We start from the raw sequence: 21,645 nt of genomic DNA, 5'->3' as shown, positions 1-21,645 counted from the left end.
ATGTCCAGCATTATCGCAGAACAGCCAATTGAACAGGGTTCACAGAGTTACACTGTTTTAAAAGACGTGTTTGGCTATCAAAAATTTCGTGTTGGACAAGAAGAAGTCATTAATGCTGTTCTTGATGGTCAAGACAGCTTGGTTATTATGCCGACGGGTGGCGGTAAATCACTTTGCTATCAAATCCCAGCATTAGTATTTGATGGATTAACGTTAGTTATATCGCCATTAATTTCTTTAATGAAAGACCAAGTTGATCAACTTAAGGCCGATGGCGTTAGGGCGGAATGTTTGAACTCGACTATTGATCGTGATGAGCAAGTCGCGATTTGGAATCGTATCAATTCAGGCCAAGTTAAGATGTTATACGTTTCACCTGAGCGCGTAATGATGCGTGATTTTATGGAGCGTTTAGAGTCTCTGAATTTATGCATGATTGCCGTTGATGAAGCGCATTGTATCTCGCAATGGGGTCATGATTTCCGTCCAGAATATGCGTCACTTGGCCAAATCAAACAGCGCTTTCCCAACGTTCCAATTATGGCACTTACGGCGACGGCTGATGAGGCAACCCGAAAAGATATTCTAAGTCGTCTCTCGTTACCTAACCCTCATGAGTATTTGGGCAGTTTTGATCGCCCTAATATCCGTTATACCGTGTTAGAAAAACACAAACCAGTCAGTCAAATTGTGCATTACCTTGCAACGCAGAAGAATCAATGCGGCATCATCTACTGTGGCAGTCGTAAAAAAGTAGAAATGCTGACAGAAAAACTTTGTAATAACCACATCCGAGCAGCGTCTTATCATGCAGGTTTGGATCTGGATGAGCGTAATTATGTTCAAGAAGCGTTTCAACGTGATGATATTCAGATCGTTGTCGCGACCGTTGCGTTTGGTATGGGGATCAACAAATCCAACGTCCGTTTTGTGGCGCATTTTGATATTCCAAAGAACATTGAATCTTACTACCAAGAAACAGGACGAGCAGGGCGTGATGGCCTACCAGCAGAAGCTGTCATGCTTTACGATCCTGCGGATATAGTATGGTTGCGTAAACTGGTTGAAGAAAAGCCAGAAGGGCCTCAAAAACTGGTTGAAAGCCATAAGCTTAATGCAATGACGGCTTTTGCTGAAGCGCAAACATGTCGTCGCCAAGTACTGTTGAATTATTTTGGGGAATACAGCCCGAAACCTTGTGGCAATTGTGACGTATGTTTAGACCCACCAAAGCAATTTGATGGTACAGAAGCCGCTCAAAAAGCGCTATCGTGCGTATATCGAGTGAATCAAGGCTTTGGTGTGGGTTATGTGGTGGAAGTATTACGAGGGCTAAAGATCGCCCGTATTCGTGAGCATGGACATGACAAGTTATCGACTTATGGTATTGGTAAAGAACACAGCCATGAGTATTGGGTTAGTATTATTCGACAGCTGATCCATAAAGGGTTATTAGCGCAAAACATTACTCGAAATTCGACATTGCAATTAACTGAAGAAGCACGTCCTATCTTAAAAGGCCAAGAATCTTTAGAGCTTGCTGTGCCACGACTGGATACCGCAGCTAAAACGGCTAAATCAGAGAAACTCAATAACCGTCATTACGATAAACAGCTGTTTGCAAAGTTACGAAAACTGCGTAAATCGATTGCTGATCGTGATGATTTGCCTCCTTATGTGGTTTTCAGTGATGCCACGTTAATGGACATGGCAGATATAACGCCGACCTCGTATGGCGAAATGTTGGCGGTTAATGGAGTAGGGCAGAAGAAACTAGAAAAATACGCTGATCCATTTTTAGATTTGATTGAAATGCACATTACCGGACAAGGATAAATCATGAGCCTATTTTCAGTGGTTGAGTTTGATAAAGAAGCGGGACGCATTATTTTTTCTATTCCAGAATTTGATTTTGATTCTTTTGAAGTGATAGGAAAGCAGTTAGTCAACGCAATGGATGCGAAGATCACTGAGCAACAAATCGATGCAGACCTTCACTCGTGGTTAATCGACTTTGAAGGTGCACAATTTATGTTACGCGCTGAGCATTATTCGAATTCGGTATGGCTTGAAGCATTGGCTCGTACCGAGAGTCAAGACGAGTTAACTTTTATTGCAGGTTTGTTTTAAGCGGCTCTTGTGATCAAAAGTGGTTAATGTATAATCGCCGCCTTGAAAATTGGCTAGAGTCATTACGTAAATAAACGGTGATTTTAGCTTTGTGTTTAATTTGGGTTCCCTCGCCCCCAATGACAAAAAGGTACTTATATGAGTACATTTACGCCCGCGCAACAGCGCAACGCTTTATCTTTCCTTGTGGTATTCCACCTTGTAATTATTGCATCTAGTAACTATTTGGTTCAGATCCCATTCACTTTGTTTGGGTTTCATACCACATGGGGTGCATTTACCTTCCCATTCATTTTCTTAGCAACGGATTTAACGGTTCGGATCTTTGGTGCCAAGATGGCAAGAAGTATTATCTTCTTTGTTATGTTGCCAGCCTTAGCGGTCTCTTATTTCTTATCGGTTATTTTCTTTGAAGGTCAATATCAAGGTTTTTCACAACTGGGTGAATTTAACTTGTTTGTTGCTCGTATTGCGATCGCAAGCTTCATGGCTTATTTACTCGGACAGATATTAGATGTTCATGTATTTAATCGTCTTCGTCAGCTAAAACAGTGGTGGGTAGCACCAACGTGCTCAACTCTATTTGGTAATGCGATTGATACCTTAGCATTCTTTGCTATTGCTTTTTATCACAGCCCAGATGCCTTTATGGCTGAACACTGGACAGAGATAGCATTAGTAGATTATGGCGTTAAGTTAGTTATCAGTTTAGGGCTGTTTGTTCCTATGTATGGCATCTTATTGAATTATCTAATTCGTAAATTAACTTCTGAAGGGCATCAATTAGCGACTCAAGCTTCTCAGCCGTAGATTGAACAATAATACAGTTATGAAAAGGTCAGCAAAGAGCTGACCTTTTTTGTTCTATCTGATTGAAAATAATAGTTTTTAATTATTAGTTGAGAATTGATGTCATTTAGATGTTGCATTTTAAATGAGAATGGTTATTATTACATTGCCTTCAGGGAATAACGCACTGTGGTTTACCCCGCACTATTTCAAGAAGGCACGACATTGCTCACATTGCTTCCAGTGTAAATCAGCTTGATGATTAATGGTGAAGGTTTCTAAGTTAACTATTTGCCATTATTCTTTTTCTGCTGAGCGGCGCTTCTTATCGAAGACGCCGCTTTTTTTTGTCTATTTTTTGAGTTATTTGCAAGTTTTATTACAAATGATGCACTTTGAAATAGGGATTTTTTTTATAGAAAAGTAGGCGGTTAATATTATTGTCCACAAAGCATGATCAATTAAGGATCTCTTTGTTGATCATTTGACCTGATCTAAGTTTTTGATTTTTTAGTTTTTAATCTACTTTTTTTGAATTGATAAAATAGTTATTAATTATGCGAAAAATAATTACAAACAGAGTTATCCACAGATGGATGAGGATGTATATCTTAACTTTTGATAAATAAAAGAAGAAAAAAGGAATGAAGAGCAGCATTTTGATGTGGCTTGGGTATAAAATGAAACTCATTGATCATAATAACCTCTGGATAATACCGACTATGGCAAGAATTCCTGATAATCCATTCATCTTAGTGGATGGCTCTTCGTATCTTTTCCGTGCGTATCACGCAGCGCCTAATTTTACTAATGGCGATGGCCAACCAACGGGTGCGGTGTATGGCGTTATCAATATGCTACGTAGTCTTCTAAAACAATTTGAAACGGATCGTGTTGCGGTTATTTTTGATGCGAAAGGAAAAACCTTCCGTAATGATATGTATCCAGAGTACAAAGCGAATCGTCCACCAATGCCAGATGATTTACGCTGCCAAATTGAACCTCTGCATAAACTGATCAAAGCAATGGGTTTACCGCTGATATCTATCTCAGGGGTAGAAGCCGATGATGTGATTGGTACTCTTGCTTCACAAGCATCTAAAGCGGGTATCCCTGTACTTATTAGTACCGGTGATAAAGATATGGCGCAATTAGTTGATGAAAACGTCACCCTAATTAATACCATGACTAATGTGATCATGGGACCTGAAGGTGTTGAAGAAAAATTCGGCGTTCCACCAGAGCTGATTATTGATTATCTTGCATTGATGGGTGACACCTCAGATAACATTCCGGGTGTTCCTGGCATTGGTGACAAAACAGCAAGAGCATTATTACAAGGCGTTGGTGGTTTAGATACCCTTTACGCCAATCTTGATGATATTGCGCCATTAGGTTTCCGTGGCTCAAAAGGCATGGCGAAGAAGCTAGAAGAGAATAAAGAAGGGGCTTACCTTTCTTATAAACTTGCGACTATTAAACTTGATGTTGAATTAGAGCAAAGACCTGAAGAGCTTGTAAAACAAGATCCAAATGTAGATGAATTAATTCAAATGTTTGGTCAAATGAACTTTAAGCGTTGGTTAACCGAAATGCTAGATGGCAGTGACGGTAAGATCGTTTCACATGAAACATCAGCCAATCGTAAAATTGAGTCATCATCAGAGAACAGTGGTGAAACTCAAGATGAAGTGATTGTTGCAGCTCAAGTTGATCGCTCAAAGTACGAAACAATTTTAACCAAAGAAGCATTTCTGTCTTGGTTAGAAAAACTAAATAATGCAGAAATCGTTGCATTTGATACAGAAACTGACAGCCTAGATTACATGGTGGCTAATCTTATCGGTCTGTCATTTGCTATCGAAGAAGGCGAAGCCGCTTATGTTCCTGTTGCTCATGATTATCTTGATGCACCAGAACAACTTGATCGTGATTGGGTTCTTGAGCAATTAAAACCGTATTTAGAAGATGATAGCAAAGCAAAAGTGGGTCAAAACTTAAAATACGATGCAAGTGTATTAGCTCGTTATGATATCGAAATGAAAGGCATTAAGTTCGATACCATGTTGGAGTCATACGTTTATAACAGTGTGGCAGGCAAGCACAACATGGACAGCCTAGCTCTACGTTATCTGCAACATAACACCATCTCATTTGAAGAGATCGCGGGTAAGGGTAAGAAACAACTTACGTTTAACCAAATTGCATTAGAGCAAGCAGCCCCTTATGCGGCGGAAGATGCAGATATTACGCTGCGTCTGCATAACGTATTAAATGCAAAATTAAAAGCAGATGACAAATTGAATGCCGTGTTTACTGATATTGAACTTCCTTTAATCTCTGTACTTTCTCGTATGGAAAGAAAAGGCGTCTATATTGATGACATGCTACTTTCTGCACAATCACTCGAGATTGGTCAACGTCTTGATGAGCTAGAAAAAGCAGCGTATGAAGTTGCAGGGCAAGAGTTCAACATGAATTCACCAAAGCAGCTTCAAGCTATTCTATTTGAGAAAATGGAACTGCCAGTCATTAAAAAGACACCATCAGGCGCAGCATCAACCAATGAAGAAGTACTGCAAGAGCTAGCGTTAGACTATGAACTTCCTAAGCTGATTTTAGAATACCGTGGCTTAGCAAAATTAAAGTCGACTTATACCGATAAACTTCCAAAGATGATCAATCCAACGACGGGTCGTGTGCATACCTCTTATCATCAAGCGGTAACCGCTACGGGTCGTTTATCATCGACCGATCCAAACTTACAAAATATTCCAATTCGTAACGAAGAAGGTCGTCGCATTCGTCAGGCATTCGTAGCTCCTCATGGTTGGAAAATCTTAGCAGTCGATTACTCTCAAATTGAATTGCGTATCATGGCGCATTTATCTCAAGATAAAGCGTTACTAGAAGCGTTCTCTGCAGGTAAAGACATTCACTCAGCAACAGCAGCTGAAGTGAAAGGCGTGCCAATTGAAGAGGTAACCTCTGAAGATCGTCGTCGTGCTAAGGCCATCAACTTTGGTTTGATCTATGGCATGAGTGCATTTGGTCTTGCTAAGCAAATTGGTATCTCTCGTGGTGAAGCCCAAGATTACATGAATGTGTACTTCGAGCGTTACCCTGGTGTAATGCAATACATGGAAGAAACGCGACTATTAGCAACCGAGCAAGGTTATGTAGAAACCTTATACGGACGTCGTTTACATTTACCTGAAATCAATGCTCGTAATGCGATGCGTCGTAAAGCGGCTGAACGTGCTGCAATCAATGCGCCAATGCAAGGTACTGCGGCTGATATTATTAAGAAAGCAATGATCTTAGTGGATAACTGGATTGAAGCGGAAGGGAATGGTCAAGTTAACTTACTAATGCAAGTACACGATGAATTGGTCTTTGAAGTGAAAGAAGACGCATTAGAAGACGTGACTAAGCAAGTAACGGCATTAATGGAAAGTGCAGTAGAGTTAGATGTGCCATTAATTGCAGAGAGTGATTTTGGTAACAACTGGGATGAAGCCCACTAAGCTAACGATATTGTTATAAAAATGATAAAACTTATTACTGACTGAATTGTAACTAAGTTACATCTAAAACTAAAACTATGAGCCAGCGCACGCGTTGGCTTTTTTTTACCTAAAATAAAGTGACCTCCATCAGATGAATGTTGTGTTTTTATGAACGAAACTGAAAAAAAATTACAAAAAAAGGTTTTCAAAACTGTTCGTTTGTTGTACATTTATCTGCGTAGGGTACAGAGGTAAAGATGTTCTATCTTTCAGACCTTTTGTTTCACGTTATTGGATTTGGCTAAATTCAGCCGCCTCAGTCAACCTTTTTGACTGGGGCGTTTTTTCTTTCTAAGCCTTCAAAAAATATTTTATCATTTCCTTCTAAAATACTTCTTTCTGTAATTTTCCCACAAAATGTAATTTTTACTACACGTTGCTATATTGATAATTCACTTATATTATTATCTTAACTTTATGTTTTTAAAGGATTAATGTGGTTTATTGCATTGGTTTTTATACAATAATAAAGACGATGTGAGGTTTTGGGTAATTAGAGGGGGAACTGCTGGGGAGTGGTGTTTGTTTCATAAGAAGGTTTGGTGCATGATTCGCGACAGAAAAATAATAACACCTCTTTATCTCTCCCATTTCCCCACCCGTTAAGGTGGGGGTTTTATTTCTTACAGGCAAGCCTGCTTATCAATCAAACGTGTTGATTGATATTAGATGTGATTACTCAGCATCTAGATTTTCAATGAATTCTTCGTCAATTTCAAACGCTGGTGCAAACCATGTGTCTAGCTTAGCTCGAAGAACCTCTACGCCAATTCCTTTCAATGACGAAAAGGCATCAACAACGACTTCACCACCAAAATCAGCCGCCGCTTCACGTACTTTTAGTACTTGAGTGTTACGAGCGCCGCTTTTCAGTTTGTCAGCTTTGGTTAACAAGATCTGTACTGGAATGTTTTGGTCAACAGCCCAAAAGACAAGTTGTTGGTCAATGTCCTTTAATGGGTGACGGATATCCATCAATACCACTAAACCTTTTAAACACTGACGCTTCTGTAGGTATTCACCTAAAGATTTCTGCCATTTTTTCTTCATCTCAATAGGAACTTGAGCAAAGCCGTATCCTGGTAAATCGACAATGTGACAATTTTCATCGACTTTGAATAAGTTAATCAATTGCGTACGGCCAGGAGTCTTAGATGTTTTTGCTAAGCCTCTTTGGTTTGTTAAGCGGTTTAATGCGCTTGATTTACCCGCATTCGAACGGCCAGCAAAGGCAACTTCAATACCTTCGTCTTCAGGTAGATGGCGAATATCTGGTGCACTGGTAATAAAGTGTGTCTTTTGATAGTGAATGATTTTGCTCACTGTTAACTCCGTCTCGAGTGAAACCAAGCTGTAGATAATGATCCAAGTAGGATTATTGTAGTCAGCTGATTACTTTTTTGTGAAAATGTGTAAAATAACCGCATCAAGGTTGTCACTATTAACTTTTTGGTGACAAACTTAGAACAAAAACGGTAAAGGTCGCTCATTATATCATGCTGTAGCCAATTTAGAGCGGTACTGGAAGCTTAATATTCAACACAGTGCGAAGAAACCTTGTTAAAAAGGGTAACTCATTGTGAGGGAACGATAATAATAAATGGAATGTCATGAAAAAATTAGCGCTGATATTAACTCTCCTAGCTAGTTGCTCAACATGGGCTCAAGGAGACATCGAAGCTGGGAAGCAAAAATCTGTAACTTGTACGGCTTGTCATGGTCAAGAGGGTAATAGTACTCTGACTCAATATCCGAATTTAGCTGGTCAACACGCCGGTTATCTTGAAAAGCAGCTCAATGAATTTAAATTGGGCATGCAAACGCAAGGTAAGCAAGGTCGTATGGAACCGGTGATGAGCGCAATGGCAATGCCATTAAGCGATCAAGACGCAAAAGATATCGCTGCGTATTATGCCTCTTTACCGATGGCTGATAATACAACACCAGAAGAATCAATTCCTACTGGTAAAGCTTTGTACTTAGCGGGTGATATGGAACGAGGGATTACGGCTTGTGTCGCTTGTCATGGACCTCGAGGTAATGGAACGTCACTGTCAGGTTTTCCTAAAATATCAGGACAACATTCTGACTATGTAAAAGCACAATTAGAAAAATTCCGCTCAGCTGATCGTGCAAATGATATGAATGGTATGATGCGTGATATCGCCAAAAAACTTACTGATGATGACATTACAACATTGTCTCAGTACGTTGGTGGTCTACATTAATATTTATTGTAATTGTTGCACTAATTTAAGACTAAATTTGAAGAAGCAGCTCTTGTAGCTGCTTTTTTTTATGAAAAAGACGTTAAAACGATTATCTTTGCACCAGTATCGGGTATACTTCCCGCCCTAGAATTTTCAGGGAGTGGAGTGAGCTTATGATGCAATCTTGCCCTTTATGTCAGTATTCACACGCTGATAAATTCCACCAAGATAAGCATCGACGCTATTATCGCTGTCAGCAATGTTATCTTATTTATGTGGATGAGGCGGATCGTTTCGACGCTGAAGCTGAAAAAGCTCACTACGATTGTCATAAAAATAGTCTTGAGGATGAAGGGTACCGAACCTTCTTATCACGATTTTCTGAGCCTTTGTTGCAGCGTGTTGGTGAGATACCTCAGCAAGGTCTAGACTTTGGATGTGGCCCTGGACCATTGCTTGCTCATATGATGAGAGAAGCCGGTCACCATATCGAACTCTATGATATTTATTACACACCAGATAAGTCCGTGCTAGATAAGCAGTATGACTTCGTCAGTTGTACAGAAGCTATTGAGCATTTTTATCAGCCTCAAAACGAATTGGAATTGTTATTGAGTTTGATAAAACCTGGTGGTTGGTTAGGTATCATGACGAAACTAGCCAGGGACGAAAGCGCGTTTGCCACTTGGCATTACAAGAGTGATTTAACCCATGTCAGCTTTTTCAGCAAAGAAACATTTGAGTTTGTAGCAAAGCGCTATCAACTTGAGATGGAATTTGTTGGAGATGATGTCATTTTACTGAGGAAAACCCAGTAATGAGCCGTACTAAAAAAGCCCGTACTCCGGGAATGGCGAGTGAGCCAGTAGTTGTAACACGTAACCGTACTGATCGTGACGTAGACAGCCGCGAAATCAAGCGTAAAAGAAAGCGTAAAGGCCTAAAAGCCGGTGCTCGTAATGCAGAAAGTAATGCAGAACAAGCGCGCCGTTTTGGTCTTAAAAAAGATCCTCGTATTGGCAGCAAAAAACCAATTCAACTTGTCGTTGAAGAGAAGACGAAGACAAGTAAGCAAGAGCGTCGTCTGACTAACGAACAAGAATTAGCGATGCTAGAAAATGACGCACAGCTAATGGTTCTTTTAGATCGTATCGATAATGGTGAAAACCTAGGTATGGGTCTGCAAAAATACGTCGATGAAAAATTAGCGCGTATTGAGCACTTAATGGGTCGTTTAGGCTTATTAGAAGACGAAGAGTCAGAAGAAGAAATTGCAGAATTCCCAGAATTTGAAGATCGTAAAGCGAAAAGCGATGATGATCTACTGGCAGAATTTGATAACTTCAATATGGATGATTTTAAATAATTATGTCTACAGTAACCCTGTTAGCGCTGCTTGGTGGTGCAATTATTCTTGCGTTGGCTAGCTATGCTGGCAGCTTACTGATGAAGTTAAAAAAGCAGAAGGAACTGCAAGAACAACACAGAAAATTGGCGATACAAAAGCGTAACGCCAATATTTTTGATAATGTGGTGCTGCTTTGCCAAGCTGGTTTACAAGAGCAATGTGATTACTCTGAATTGTCTATTCGTATCTATTGCATCATGGATTATCTACAAGAAGGTGATCGTATTGATGTCGAGGCTGAATATCCTGCGCTGTCTGAGTTATATCATGTTGTGAAAAATATGCCGCGTGGTGATGAGCGACAAGAATTAGCGAAGCAAGATCGAATGAAAGATAACTTAGTTCGAACTAAAGCCGAAGCGCGCTTGCAAGATACTGTAAAAGTTGAGATCCAACAATTACATGATCGCATCAAACCACTGAATCAAAAAATTGATATTAAAATGATCTGATCGACACTTCTATTTCTTATCGCATTGAAGTCATCGGCTTTATTGAGCAAATGTTTTATGATGCAGAGAATAGTGTCAATGCAGATATAAAGAGATGGAAGTAGTCATGTCAAATCAACAAATAGTATGGGACCAAGAGATCATTGAGAAGTATAACTACTCAGGCCCACGTTACACCTCTTACCCAACTGCTTTAGAGTTTCACGAAGCGTATACTCCTGCTGAATTCGATATGGCGTGTACTCAGTATCCAGACCGTCCACTGTCTCTTTATATTCACATCCCATTTTGTCATAAGCTGTGTTACTTCTGTGGTTGTAATAAAGTCATCACTCGTCACCACCATAAAGCAGATATCTATTTAGATTCATTAGAGCTTGAGATCCGTCAGCGTGCAGCACTGTTTACTGAACGTAAAGTAACGCAATTGCATTTTGGTGGTGGTACGCCAACCTTCCTAACTAAAGTCCAATTCACTCGCTTAATGAATTTATTACGTGGTGAGTTTAACTTTGAAGAAGGCGCAGAGATCAGCATTGAAGTTGACCCGCGCGAAATTGAATTGGATATGCTTGATCACTTACGTGATGAAGGGTTCAACCGTTTAAGTATTGGTGTACAAGATTTCAATAAAGAAGTTCAGCTTTTGGTTAATCGTGATCAAGATGAAGATTTTATTATCTCTATGGTACAACGAGCAAAAGACTTAGGTTTCCGCTCAACCAACCTTGATTTGATTTACGGCTTACCAAAGCAATCAGCAAAATCTTTGGCATTAACGATCAAGCGTGTACTAGAAATGGAACCGGGTCGTTTATCTGTATTTAACTATGCACACATGCCAACGCTGTTTGCTGCACAACGTAAAATTAAAGATGCCGATTTACCAGCGCCCGCTGAAAAATTAATCATGCTGCAAGAAACCATCGAAAACCTAACAGGCGCAGGCTATCAATTCATTGGCATGGATCACTTTGCTCTACCTGATGATGAACTAGCGGTCGCACAGCGTGAAGGCATTCTTCACCGTAACTTCCAAGGTTACACCACTCAAGGTGAGTGTGATTTGTTGGGAATGGGCGTATCAGCTATCTCAATGATTGGCGACAGTTACGCACAGAACAAAAAAGACTTAAAAGAATATTACGCTCAGGTTGACGAGAAACGTCATGCTCTGTGGCGTGGTGTTGCGCTAGACCAAGATGATTTAATTCGTCGTGAAGTGATTAAACAACTTATCTGTAATTTCACGCTAGATACCAAAGCGATTGAAGCGGAGTTTAATTTAGACTTTGATACGTACTTTGCTGAAGATATTAAATTACTGCAAACATTTATTAACGATGAGTTAGTCACGATGCACGAAGGGCGTATTGACGTTGAATTGCGTGGTCGTTTATTGATCCGTAATATCTGTATGTGTTTTGATAAGTATTTGCGAAGCCGTGCGCGTCAACAGCAGTTTTCTAGAGTGATCTAGAGACGAGATGCGAGAACAGACTTCGTCCTTCGAGGGGCGAGTAAAAGCGTTGTAACTTGTTTGAAAATTTGAAACCGTAGGTGTTGATGCACCTGCGGTTTTTTTTGGAAACTAGAAACGATACGCTGCGCTAACTAGAGGCTATAAGAGCCAGTACGGTTGATGTGAAGCGTCTTTAATTACATCGTTAGTGCTTTTGATTCTATAGTTTCTAGAGCGAAGCGTTCTAGTTAGCGCAGCGTATAGTCTTTACGGCTTCACATTTCTATTAATTGGATTCTGTAACGAAATTAACGTTTCTGTCGATTGCACTTCCTCAATCGCTTGTAGTTTATCAATCAATACATGCTGTAGTTCTTGAATACTCTTACACATCAATTTGACGAAAATATTGTAAGCTCCAGTAGTGTAATAGGCTTCTACTACCTCTTCTAAAGCGTCTAGTTTAGCGAGTGCTGAATGATAGTCACGGGCTGCATATAAATTAATGCCAATAAAACAACACACATCATAGCCTAAGCTTTTAGGGTCAACGATAACCTCTGTGCCTTCAATGATTTTTGCCGCTTTCATTTTTTCAATACGAACATGGATAGTGGCAGGGCTAACATTAAAGCGTTTAGCTAATTCAGCGTAGGGCGTTCGAGCGTCATTCATCAATGCTTGTAAAATATCTCGGTCAAGATCATCGATTTTGCTGGTATTGTTCATGAAGTGTCTTATCCCTGTACCCAAAAGTGTTTCATGTGAAAAATATCAATTCTACTAATTATTTAATTAATGACATTGGTATAACGTATTTAAACTACCCTAAGATAAAGCGTTCAGCGAGCACTTTATCTAGTCGTTTTTATTAATATCTATTACCATAGGCGCTTGCTGTTCCTAATTGATTAAGCTTGTTGGAGTGCCCTGTGCAAATAGCGTTATTGTGTGAAGACCCAAATCGTCAACTTGAGTTAGAGGCTATTGCCACTCGCTGGGGGTTAGCCCATGACCAAGAAAATGTGTTTGCGTTGGTATTAACCACAGAACAGCTTGAACTGCGTAAACGAGATGAGCCTAAACTTGGTGCGATCTTCGTTGATTTAGTTTCAGGCCCCGTTGGGCACCGTCGTAAATTTGGTGGTGGCAAAGGCCAATCTATTGCTAAAGCGGTAGGGCTTAATAAAGGGGCGACACCTATTATCCTTGATGGAACTGCAGGGCTAGGTCGTGATGCGTTTGTACTGGCATCTTTAGGTTGTAAAGTTCAAATGGTAGAGCGTCACCCTGTTGTCGCCGCTTTACTTGATGATGGTTTAGCTCGAGCAAAGCAAGATGCCGATATTGGTGGTTGGGTATCGCAACGTATGTCTCTATTGCATGCGTCAAGTCACGATGCTTTAGAGCAATTAATGGCACAAGATGATTTTGTTCAGCCAGATGTTGTGTACCTTGACCCAATGTACCCACACCCTGAAAACAAAAAGAAAAGTGCATTAGTGAAAAAAGAGATGAGAGTCTTCCAATCATTGGTGGGTGCAGATAATGATGCCGATGCATTATTAGCACCGGCATTATTGATGGCCACTAAACGGGTTGTGGTTAAGCGCCCGGATTATGCTGAGTGGTTAGATAATCAAAAACCGTCAATGGCGATCGAAACTAAAAAGAACCGCTTCGATGTTTATGTTAACGCCGGAATGAAGTCTTAGTCTTTAAATGGAACAACCAATACATCAATTGGGCAAGTATTGATAACTTGTCTGGTTGATGACAGCAACTTACTCCAGAAATCTTGGTGGTGACCACAAACGACAAGGTCAACATCGAGATTATCAATCGCCTCGCATAACTCATTACTTAAATCACCACTGCTGACCAATGTTTTGTGGATTGGATACTCAGCAAACTCAACTAAATGCTTCATCGCTTCTTTAGAAGCCTCCATCGCTTGATGTTGGGTTTCAGCGAGATTGATATCAATTAAGCCGGTATATAGCTCTGCATAGCTCACATCAATGTGAATAAAAGAAACTTTTGCCTCTAGCGCTTTAGCTAAACCCGCAGCTTTAGTAACCAATGATTTACTCTCTTCTGTTAAATCGACAGCGACAAGAATATGTTGGTAACTCATAATGTTTCTCCTATGAATTCAATATTGAATTTATTTATGACTATAGATTATCACCCGTTGTTTTCTTTTTTTGTCGTCTAGATCTCGTTCTGATTGATGATTATTGATTAATCAAGTCGTGGGTGAGTTATGTTATAGTTGTATAAAATTTGAATATAAATAGCTCATAAAGGAATCGATATATGCTAGCTAAAACGATGGTTGATCATTTAAATGCACAAATTAACCTAGAATTTTTCTCATCTAACCTATACTTACAAATGAGTGCTTGGTGTGAAGATAAAGGTTTTGATGGTGCTGCGTCATTTTTTAGAGCGCATGCAACTGAAGAAATGGAACACATGCAGCGTTTATTTACGTATGTAAGTGAGACCGGTTCAATGCCTATTTTAGGTGCGATTGAAGCACCAACATCAGAGTTTTCTGGGTTAGGTGATGTGTTTCGTGCCACATTTGAGCATGAGCAAATGATCACACAAGAGATCAATAAATTGGCTCACGTTGCGTTTACTTCGCAAGATTACTCAACGTTTAATTTTCTTCAGTGGTATGTGGCAGAGCAGCACGAAGAAGAGAAATTATTCAAAGGTATTTTAGATAAAATTGACTTGGTAGGTGAAGACGGTAAAGCGCTATTCTTTATCGATAAGGATTTAGCGGTATTAGCAAAATCTGGTTCAACATCTATTATGGATAGCACTGCTGGGTAAGTTTCATTCCCACATGTAGTAGCGTGTATATTTTGATTAATACATACACGTAGTAAGGGTCGTTACTTTCCTAAGCACAAAGACAAGTATGTCAGAGGTGATTATGATAAGTGGCGACCTTATATTATTAGCATTATTTGCCGTAACGGGTATCAACATCATTCGTTACTTAAGCACGCTAAAAACCCTCCTTTTTGTGATGAAAGAAGCGCACCCTTTGTTGTATCAACAAATTGATGGGCGTGGTTTCTTTACGACTCACGGCAATATTGGAAAGCAAACCAAACTTTTCCAATATTTATGGCAAGAAGAATATCTAGATCATTACGATACCCTTTTTGTATTTAAGTGTGAAAAAGCACGTTATCTTTTTATGTTATCTAGTGCTTTGCTGCTAGTCAGCGTTGCTGTTTTTTTCTTGGTAATTAGTTTGGGCATCTAGCGCTGATAATAGTACACTCCCTGCCAATTGAATTTGTGGTTGAGAGTGACATGAAAAAAGTAGACGTAGTGGTTATCGGTGCAGGTGCTGCAGGGTTAATGTGTGCAGCAGAAGCTGGTAAACGAGGCCGCAGTGTATTAGTGGTTGATCATGCAAAAAAACCAGGTCGAAAGATCCTGATCTCTGGTGGTGGCCGCTGTAACTTTACCAATTATGATGTTACTGCTCATAACTTCGTTTGTAAGAATTCACACTTTGTGAAATCAGCGTTATCTCAATATACTAATTGGGATTTCATTTCACTGATCTCTAAATACGGTATTGAGTTTGAAGAGCGCGACCACGGGCAATTATTCTGCGTAGATTCTGCGAAAGAAATAGTCGATATGTTGCTAAAAGAATGTGAATTAGCCGGTGTTAATTACCGCTACCGTTGTGATATATCAGACGTAACAAAACTCGATTCTGGTTTCTCCCTCAAATTAGATATGGATACTATCGAATGTGAATCCCTTGTTGTGGCAACAGGGGGCTTATCAATGCCTAAACTTGGGGCTACCCCATTTGGCTATCAGTTAGCTGAGCAGTTTGGCCTATCTATGATACCGACTACAGCAGGTCTGGTTCCATTCACTTTGCATAAAGAAGATAAAGAAGCCTTTTCTGAATTATCAGGAATAGCGATCCCTGTTGTCGTTGAATCAGAAAGCGGTGACAGTTTTAAAGAGAACCTATTGTTCACTCACCGCGGTTTATCTGGCCCATCTATCCTACAAATTTCTTCATATTGGAACGCAGGTCAAAAAGTAATGATAGATCTATTACCGAATGACGATTTGTCTGAAGAACTAGATAGAATGCGTAATGCACATCCAAATCAAAGTGTTAAAAATTCATTAGCAAAATTTTTACCAAAAAGGGTAGTTGAAACACTGTTAAATAATACGGTTTTTCAAGAGCGTTCTCTAAAACAAATTAACCATAAAGAACAGGAACAATTATGCTCTTTGATTCACCAATGGAAGGTATTACCAAACGGCACTGAAGGTTATCGTACCGCTGAAGTTACGCTGGGTGGGGTAGATACCGATGAATTGTCGTCAAAAACAATGGAATCTAAAAAAATCGCAGGTTTATATTTTGTTGGTGAAGTCATGGACGTTAGTGGTTGGCTTGGTGGATATAATTTCCAGTGGGCATGGTCAAGTGGTTACGTTGCTGGAATTAATGTGTAAGGCTGTTAATAACTAAGCCATTATTGATTAATTAGAAAATAGAGGTGCAAATCAGCCTCTATTTTTTATGTAACGTATTAAAATATATTAAGAATAAGGGCTAGATTAACAATGCAAACTCTCTCGTTTAGTGTTCAAGGACTTACACAGCTTAAAGAGAAGTGTGATTCCTTGTCTATAGAGCTTGGAACTGCGTGTTTAATTCAACTGTTTTCTTCTCAACAACCAGATGTTGTTGATGACTATTATGCTTATTTACAGCATTTTTTGCCAAACTCAGAAGTGATTGGTCTTAGCGTTATTCATTCTAGTATTGATGCGTCAATTTTTACTGATTCAACCGTAATCAGTATTTCTATTCTCAATGTGACTCAACTAACTTCTGCTTCTGTATTCCATTCTCAAGATGAACATCGAGTTGGGCACCATCTATTAAAGCGCCTTTCTATTGGCTCTACAACAAAGGCTATTATTGCGTTTGGTTGCCATGGTTCAGCAAGTAATTATCGTCTTTTTGACGCTTTTTCTGAACATGAAAATCAAGTGCCTGTTTCTGGTGGTGTTGCTGCAGATACCGGAAAAGGGACATGGGTATTCTTAAATGGTCAGTTCTATAGTGATCAAATTGTTGCTGTTGCGATGCATGGTGAGCAATTACAAGCATGGTCTGAAGCATTTGTTGAGTGGAATCCTATTGGTAAGCGTTTTCGCATTACGTCATCAGAAGGTAATGTTGTAAAAACGATTGATAATATCCCCGCGTATGAATTTTATTGTAGATACCTTTCTGATACGAAAGCGATACCTCTAAGCCAGATCCAAGCTTTCCCCTTAATGTTAGAAGAAGATACGGTACGATACATCAATGCTGTTGAAGAGATAACAGTGGAGGGTTATCTTAAGTTCGCTTTAAGGATCCCAACAGGGCGTGAAGTGAGATTGTGTTATTACCACCCCTCGTTAACCCAGGAGCAAGTAAATCAAGGGGCGATGATGCTTGCAAAAAAACAGCCTGAGTCGATCTTTATTTATAATTGTGAATCAAGAATAGAAAGCAGTTCTGAATCTACTGAATTACAGACATTTTCAGACATTGGTTCTTGCCAAGGTATTTATGGGATGGGGGAATTCTTTCGGTCTCACAAACAAGTAATTCTACATCATAGTTTAACGTACTTAGCGTTAAGAGAATCCGTTCCTGAGACGGTGAACTCCCTTTATTCTCATTCACCGAGAGAACATAATTTAACCCCTTTATTTTCGTTAATTAAAAATTCGATTCAAGACGTTGATCAGATGACTCTTGCGATGGAAAAGAAGATTAGCGATCAATCTTTGCGTTTGATGCATACGTATCGCACAGACAGGCGCACGGGATTATTCAATCGAATCGTTTTAAAAGAGCGTCTTGAGAGCGTCACTCGAATGGAACATTTACTTTCTTTTAAGCTAACCAATTTAAGCCAAGTGAATGAGAAGTACGGTTATCAAGTCGGTGATAAATTACTGCAAGATGTGAGTCACTACTTAGGTACGTATTTGGCGGATGCAGTGCATACCCCAGTAGAGCTTTATAGTATTGGTATTGCTGAATGGGGTGTTGTTTTTGATAGTGACACCAATAGTGAAGTTCTTCGTAAATACATTACTGATTTTATAGAAAAAATCGAACACTTTAGTTTTGAGCCTTATGGACTAAGTGATGTCGACTATCTCAGCGTTTCTATTTCTGGAGGGCTAATTAGTCGTCGAGACTTCATCAATATTGCAGTAGAAGAATTGATTTTGAAGGCGGTAGAAGCCCGTCGTATTGCGATGCGAAGAAATCGCCATTTATGTAATGCTCGTGATTTATTAAAAGAAGAACGATTACGTCAAAGCCAATTAGATTGGTTAACAAGTGTTAACCGAGCAATTACCCAAGAAGGCGTTTTGGTGTACGGACAGCCTATCTTGAAAGCCGGTACTCGTGAATTAGTATCAACCGAATGTTTAATGCGAATTTATGATAATGGACAAGTCTTTGCACCAGGGCAGTTTTTACCAGCAGTAGAAGGTACTCATCTTTACACTCGTTTAAGCCGAGAGATGATTACAAGAACCTTTGATATTATGCAGTCTAATGATATGGATTTTTCAATTAACCTTTCGCCTCAAGATTTAATGAGTGACCGAACGTTAGATTTATTGGAGTCGTCGATTATGCGTTTAGATAATCCATTCCGAGTTGGTTTTGAAGTGTTAGAAACGGAACAAATTCAAGATTACGATCGCATGATTGAAGTGTGTAACCACTTTAAACGCTTAGGTGCTCGCATCATTATTGATGATTTTGGGTCTGGCTATTCAAATATTGATGAGATCATGAAATTGGAACCTCAAGTGATTAAACTTGATGGTTCGATTATTAAAAATGTACATCAAGATAAACGCCAACGGTTGATCTCTCAACAAATGGTACAACTTTGTCATGCACTCGAAGCCAAAGTTGTGGCTGAATTTGTGCACAACAAAGAGGTGTGTAGTATTGTTGAAGATATGGGCGTTGATTATCTTCAAGGTTATTATTTAGGGGAACCTAAAGCACTCGGTTGATATTCATGGCCGCTGCGTTCTGCTTGAAATACAGTTAGAAATTGCTCGTAATAATGAAAAAGAGCTTGAGCATTCTCAGGCTCTTTTACCATGTCCAAAACTTCAATTCCTGCTTCACAAGTACATAAATTTCCTTGGCTTTGATTGCGACGTAAATGGTAGCAAGAATCTCCCGTTGCCTGAATTTCAAGGCAAGGTAAGTCTTTAAGCCAAGAGCTTTTATTAACCATCTTCTTAGCCTCTTGCCATGTTGCATCTAACAGGATAAAGAGCTGCTTTTTGTTTGGGTTTTTATATTCGCAATATTTTGAACTAAGCGTTGGCGAATGACTTGGAAACAGTAACCATGTTTCGGTGTTTTCTTGATTGATTTTATCAATCAGTGCCTTTGGTGGCACTTTTCTTTGCCATAAATAGCTTTGGGCTTTAGGTAGGCTATTTAATATTAACCTACCCGTATTAGTCAGTTTGCTAAGTTCATTTTCATGATACAGAAGTGCAAATTCAACGTGTGACTGAAGATGTGGTTGATGTTCGCAAATGCAATTATGAATAAAACCACAGGTCGTACATGGAACGGTTGTTGCCATTATTTTACTTATCCAAACTTGTTGATGTTGAGTACAGCGTTAACCCTGATTGAATAGGGTATGTCACGCCATTTACGGTTTCATTATCCGCCGATATTGTCTGTTTATTTTTTGAAAATGTGCGTTCTGATATCATATATTGACGTTGATGACGGCTCATTAAAACATGAATTTTATCATCGTTAGTTTCTTGCCAAACACCGGTCTCAATCAATTGAGGCTCATCGGTATTGTAATCATAAGTGGTTATTGCTGAGTGATCAGGATTGAGTGTTAATCCAATCGTTAAACTTGAGTTACCAATAGTACTTGTTCCTTTGTAGCTGCCTGCTGAACCTAACGTCGTATCTTTAGCTGAAAGTGTTGCACAACCTTCATAGGCTTTACCGTCGATTTCTACGTTTGATTTCCAGCCATAAATAGACTCAATCATGCTGTCTTTACAGATCCCTTTTGTCATCGTTAGAGAGAAATCATCGCTTTGGTAATGGCGTTTCTTCACGGTGAATTCTTGGTCTGTGATTGTTTGTGCCTGTTTTGATTTGCCAATTTCAGAGACGACTAATGATCCGTTAATCACTTGAATATTCCAAAATGGTTCATTACCAAAGGCGTTTGTTGGTTGACGTGTTTTTTTACAAGAAACGCCTTCGCCGGCAACTAAGGTATTAATCTGAGATACAACAAATCGAGCCGGATAATCGTTAGCAAATCCGCCTTTTGGTGGCGCTTCGAAATGACCAATTAATTCCCCATACATAGGCTGATAAGGGGATGATTGAATGCTATTCCCCGCAGCCCATTGTTCAGGTGTTAAATTTATCCAATATTGTTGGTCACTATTACAAGGCTGAATACTTTGAGATTCATGTCCAATCACAACCGTCCCACGCAGCGTAAAGGTATGAGGCATTGTTGCTTCATGCACATCATTATTTTTGGATTTACTGTCAGAGGTATCTTCTGAAAATTGCTGACTACACCCAGATAGGAATAATAAAGTGCCCAAAGTAAGTAATGATTTTTTCATCCTATTTTCCTGCATGGTTAACGTAAAGGTTAGTATGCCATAGGACACTAAAAATAGATGGGAATTCACCTTTATCAGAGCTATTGATAGTAAATTAGCGTAAAATGCTCGCGTTATTTAAATAAGCAAAGAGAGCTAAGAGCAATATGAGTTGGAACCTTTCGCCTTCAGACGTATTTAGCGCATCACCAGTTGTTCCAGTTATGGTTATTGAACAACTAGAAGATGCCGTGCCAATGGCTCAAGCATTAGCCGCTGGTGGCATTAATGTATTTGAGATTACCCTACGAACAACCGTTGCTTTAGAAGCGATTACAGCCATTCGCAAAGCAATGCCAAAAGCTCTGGTTGGTGCAGGAACAGTGATCAGTACTCAGCAATATGATCAGGCGGTTGAAGCTGGCGCTCAATTTATTATTTCACCAGGATTTACTCCAAGCTTATTAGCGCATGCAAAAACGGCTGATATCCCATTGATCCCAGGTGTAGCAACGCCATCTGAGGTGATCCGTGCAATCGAACTTGGTTATGCACATTTAAAATTCTTCCCTGCAAGTGCATTTGGTGGACCATCGGTATTGAAAGCGATGGCAGCACCGTTACCACAAGTTCAGTTCTGTCCTACGGGCGGCATTAATCCACAGAATGTAAATGACTACACTGCATTGGATTGTGTGGCGACAGTGGGTGGTTCTTGGATGCTACCAAAAGAGGCAATTGCAGCAAAAGATTGGGATAAAGTGACAAGACTTGCGAAAGAAGCGGTTGAGTTGATTAAGTAAGAATTGAGAGACTAGAAGTTATACGCTTCGCTAACTAAATACTATAAGAGCAAAAGAACATTGCTTTTGCTCTTATAGAAGCGGAGCGTTCTAGTTTCTAGTTT

At 39.6% G+C, this 21,645-nt stretch carries 20 protein-coding genes; 15 read left to right on the top strand and 5 right to left on the bottom strand.

Annotated features, from left to right (window positions below; all coding sequences use genetic code 11):
* The 4 genes from recQ to polA all read left to right on the top strand — a co-directional run bounded on the left by recQ (window position 1) and on the right by polA (window position 6,446).
* The gene (recQ, locus tag A6E06_RS01445) at window positions 1–1,836 is read left to right on the top strand and encodes an ATP-dependent DNA helicase RecQ (RefSeq protein ID WP_065594489.1); all 1,836 of its coding nucleotides are present in this window, start codon (window positions 1–3) and stop codon (window positions 1,834–1,836) included.
* A gap of 3 nt (window positions 1,837–1,839) precedes the next feature.
* Window positions 1,840–2,130 carry a DUF3630 family protein gene (locus A6E06_RS01440; RefSeq protein ID WP_065594488.1) on the top strand — a complete coding sequence of 97 codons (291 nt, stop codon included), beginning with the start codon at window positions 1,840–1,842 and terminating at the stop codon, window positions 2,128–2,130.
* 138 nt (window positions 2,131–2,268) lie between these two features.
* Window positions 2,269–2,940 (top strand): 7-cyano-7-deazaguanine/7-aminomethyl-7-deazaguanine transporter, encoded by a 672-nt coding sequence (locus A6E06_RS01435; RefSeq protein ID WP_065594487.1) that lies wholly within the window; start codon window positions 2,269–2,271, stop codon window positions 2,938–2,940.
* 701 nt (window positions 2,941–3,641) lie between these two features.
* A complete protein-coding gene (gene polA / locus A6E06_RS01430) occupies window positions 3,642–6,446 on the top strand; it encodes a DNA polymerase I (protein ID WP_065594597.1) in 2,805 nt (934 codons plus the stop codon).
* A 717-nt stretch (window positions 6,447–7,163) separates the two neighbouring features.
* Here polA and yihA read toward each other — a convergent pair.
* Window positions 7,164–7,811 carry a ribosome biogenesis GTP-binding protein YihA/YsxC gene (gene yihA / locus A6E06_RS01425; protein ID WP_065594486.1) on the bottom strand — a complete coding sequence of 216 codons (648 nt, stop codon included), beginning with the start codon at window positions 7,809–7,811 and terminating at the stop codon, window positions 7,164–7,166.
* 287 nt (window positions 7,812–8,098) lie between these two features.
* On the opposite strand from yihA, the gene A6E06_RS01420 reads away from it, so the two are divergent.
* From A6E06_RS01420 to hemN, 5 genes are all read left to right on the top strand, one after another.
* On the top strand, window positions 8,099–8,716 hold the full coding sequence (locus A6E06_RS01420; RefSeq protein WP_065594485.1) for a cytochrome c: 618 nt from the start codon (window positions 8,099–8,101) through the stop codon (window positions 8,714–8,716).
* Window positions 8,717–8,874: 158 nt separating this feature from the next.
* Window positions 8,875–9,516, top strand: a complete 642-nt coding sequence (locus A6E06_RS01415) for a class I SAM-dependent methyltransferase (RefSeq protein WP_141676861.1) — start codon at window positions 8,875–8,877, stop codon at window positions 9,514–9,516.
* The gene (yihI, locus tag A6E06_RS01410; RefSeq protein WP_065594483.1) at window positions 9,516–10,064 is read left to right on the top strand and encodes a Der GTPase-activating protein YihI; all 549 of its coding nucleotides are present in this window, start codon (window positions 9,516–9,518) and stop codon (window positions 10,062–10,064) included. The genes A6E06_RS01415 and yihI overlap by 1 nt, the downstream gene beginning before the upstream one ends.
* A gap of 2 nt (window positions 10,065–10,066) precedes the next feature.
* Window positions 10,067–10,558: a DUF2489 domain-containing protein gene (locus A6E06_RS01405; protein WP_065594482.1), complete on the top strand. Its 492-nt coding sequence runs from the start codon at window positions 10,067–10,069 to the stop codon at window positions 10,556–10,558.
* A gap of 106 nt (window positions 10,559–10,664) precedes the next feature.
* Complete coding sequence (hemN, locus tag A6E06_RS01400; RefSeq protein ID WP_065594481.1) at window positions 10,665–12,038, top strand: oxygen-independent coproporphyrinogen III oxidase; 1,374 nt, start codon at window positions 10,665–10,667, stop codon at window positions 12,036–12,038.
* 249 nt (window positions 12,039–12,287) lie between these two features.
* Here hemN and asnC read toward each other — a convergent pair whose 3' ends face one another.
* On the bottom strand, window positions 12,288–12,749 hold the full coding sequence (gene asnC, locus A6E06_RS01395; protein ID WP_065594480.1) for a transcriptional regulator AsnC: 462 nt from the start codon (window positions 12,747–12,749) through the stop codon (window positions 12,288–12,290).
* A 203-nt stretch (window positions 12,750–12,952) separates the two neighbouring features.
* Here asnC and A6E06_RS01390 point away from each other — a divergent pair, with 203 nt between their 5' ends.
* Window positions 12,953–13,735 (top strand): class I SAM-dependent methyltransferase, encoded by a 783-nt coding sequence (locus A6E06_RS01390; RefSeq protein WP_065594479.1) that lies wholly within the window; start codon window positions 12,953–12,955, stop codon window positions 13,733–13,735.
* Here A6E06_RS01390 and A6E06_RS01385 read toward each other — a convergent pair.
* Window positions 13,732–14,157 carry a universal stress protein gene (locus A6E06_RS01385; protein WP_065594478.1) on the bottom strand — a complete coding sequence of 142 codons (426 nt, stop codon included), beginning with the start codon at window positions 14,155–14,157 and terminating at the stop codon, window positions 13,732–13,734. The genes A6E06_RS01390 and A6E06_RS01385 overlap by 4 nt on opposite strands.
* 182 nt (window positions 14,158–14,339) lie before the next feature.
* On the opposite strand from A6E06_RS01385, the gene ftnA reads away from it, so the two are divergent.
* The 4 genes from ftnA to A6E06_RS01365 all read left to right on the top strand — a co-directional run bounded on the left by ftnA (window position 14,340) and on the right by A6E06_RS01365 (window position 19,139).
* On the top strand, window positions 14,340–14,867 hold the full coding sequence (gene ftnA / locus A6E06_RS01380; protein WP_065594477.1) for a non-heme ferritin: 528 nt from the start codon (window positions 14,340–14,342) through the stop codon (window positions 14,865–14,867).
* Between the two features lie 103 nt (window positions 14,868–14,970).
* Window positions 14,971–15,309: a universal stress protein UspB gene (uspB, locus tag A6E06_RS01375; RefSeq protein WP_065594596.1), complete on the top strand. Its 339-nt coding sequence runs from the start codon at window positions 14,971–14,973 to the stop codon at window positions 15,307–15,309.
* Between the two features lie 50 nt (window positions 15,310–15,359).
* Window positions 15,360–16,544: an NAD(P)/FAD-dependent oxidoreductase gene (locus A6E06_RS01370; RefSeq protein ID WP_065594476.1), complete on the top strand. Its 1,185-nt coding sequence runs from the start codon at window positions 15,360–15,362 to the stop codon at window positions 16,542–16,544.
* Window positions 16,545–16,655: 111 nt separating this feature from the next.
* The gene (locus tag A6E06_RS01365) at window positions 16,656–19,139 is read left to right on the top strand and encodes an EAL domain-containing protein (protein ID WP_065594475.1); all 2,484 of its coding nucleotides are present in this window, start codon (window positions 16,656–16,658) and stop codon (window positions 19,137–19,139) included.
* Here the strand turns inward: A6E06_RS01365 and A6E06_RS01360 are convergent.
* Together A6E06_RS01360 and A6E06_RS01355 are read right to left on the bottom strand one after the other, a co-directional pair.
* A complete protein-coding gene (locus A6E06_RS01360) occupies window positions 19,109–19,729 on the bottom strand; it encodes a tRNA-uridine aminocarboxypropyltransferase (protein ID WP_065594474.1) in 621 nt (206 codons plus the stop codon). The two genes, A6E06_RS01365 and A6E06_RS01360, sit on opposite strands and share 31 nt — an antisense overlap.
* A 4-nt stretch (window positions 19,730–19,733) precedes the next feature.
* Complete coding sequence (locus tag A6E06_RS01355) at window positions 19,734–20,759, bottom strand: COG3650 family protein (protein WP_065594473.1); 1,026 nt, start codon at window positions 20,757–20,759, stop codon at window positions 19,734–19,736.
* A 146-nt stretch (window positions 20,760–20,905) separates the two neighbouring features.
* Between A6E06_RS01355 and A6E06_RS01350 the strand changes: the two genes are divergently transcribed.
* On the top strand, window positions 20,906–21,541 hold the full coding sequence (locus tag A6E06_RS01350; RefSeq protein WP_065594472.1) for a bifunctional 4-hydroxy-2-oxoglutarate aldolase/2-dehydro-3-deoxy-phosphogluconate aldolase: 636 nt from the start codon (window positions 20,906–20,908) through the stop codon (window positions 21,539–21,541).
* Window positions 21,542–21,645 lie beyond the last annotated feature (104 nt).

It is taken from the genome of Aliivibrio sp. 1S175 (assembly GCF_001690985.1).
Lineage (GTDB): Bacteria > Pseudomonadota > Gammaproteobacteria > Enterobacterales > Vibrionaceae > Aliivibrio.
This window is presented reverse-complemented; position numbering and strand designations above follow the sequence as displayed.

Coding starts and splice junctions, on each gene's coding strand:
- recQ (WP_065594489.1), top strand. CDS start 1: ATGTCCAGCATTATCGCAGAACAGCCAATTGAACAGGGTTCACAGAGT.
- A6E06_RS01440 (WP_065594488.1), top strand. CDS start 1,840: ATGAGCCTATTTTCAGTGGTTGAGTTTGATAAAGAAGCGGGACGCATT.
- A6E06_RS01435 (WP_065594487.1), top strand. CDS start 2,269: ATGAGTACATTTACGCCCGCGCAACAGCGCAACGCTTTATCTTTCCTT.
- polA (WP_065594597.1), top strand. CDS start 3,642: ATGGCAAGAATTCCTGATAATCCATTCATCTTAGTGGATGGCTCTTCG.
- A6E06_RS01420 (WP_065594485.1), top strand. CDS start 8,099: ATGAAAAAATTAGCGCTGATATTAACTCTCCTAGCTAGTTGCTCAACA.
- A6E06_RS01415 (WP_141676861.1), top strand. CDS start 8,875: ATGCAATCTTGCCCTTTATGTCAGTATTCACACGCTGATAAATTCCAC.
- yihI (WP_065594483.1), top strand. CDS start 9,516: ATGAGCCGTACTAAAAAAGCCCGTACTCCGGGAATGGCGAGTGAGCCA.
- A6E06_RS01405 (WP_065594482.1), top strand. CDS start 10,067: ATGTCTACAGTAACCCTGTTAGCGCTGCTTGGTGGTGCAATTATTCTT.
- hemN (WP_065594481.1), top strand. CDS start 10,665: ATGTCAAATCAACAAATAGTATGGGACCAAGAGATCATTGAGAAGTAT.
- asnC (WP_065594480.1), bottom strand. CDS start 12,749: ATGAACAATACCAGCAAAATCGATGATCTTGACCGAGATATTTTACAA.
- A6E06_RS01385 (WP_065594478.1), bottom strand. CDS start 14,157: ATGAGTTACCAACATATTCTTGTCGCTGTCGATTTAACAGAAGAGAGT.
- ftnA (WP_065594477.1), top strand. CDS start 14,340: ATGCTAGCTAAAACGATGGTTGATCATTTAAATGCACAAATTAACCTA.
- uspB (WP_065594596.1), top strand. CDS start 14,971: ATGATAAGTGGCGACCTTATATTATTAGCATTATTTGCCGTAACGGGT.
- A6E06_RS01370 (WP_065594476.1), top strand. CDS start 15,360: ATGAAAAAAGTAGACGTAGTGGTTATCGGTGCAGGTGCTGCAGGGTTA.
- A6E06_RS01365 (WP_065594475.1), top strand. CDS start 16,656: ATGCAAACTCTCTCGTTTAGTGTTCAAGGACTTACACAGCTTAAAGAG.
- A6E06_RS01360 (WP_065594474.1), bottom strand. CDS start 19,729: ATGGCAACAACCGTTCCATGTACGACCTGTGGTTTTATTCATAATTGC.
- A6E06_RS01355 (WP_065594473.1), bottom strand. CDS start 20,759: ATGAAAAAATCATTACTTACTTTGGGCACTTTATTATTCCTATCTGGG.
- A6E06_RS01350 (WP_065594472.1), top strand. CDS start 20,906: ATGAGTTGGAACCTTTCGCCTTCAGACGTATTTAGCGCATCACCAGTT.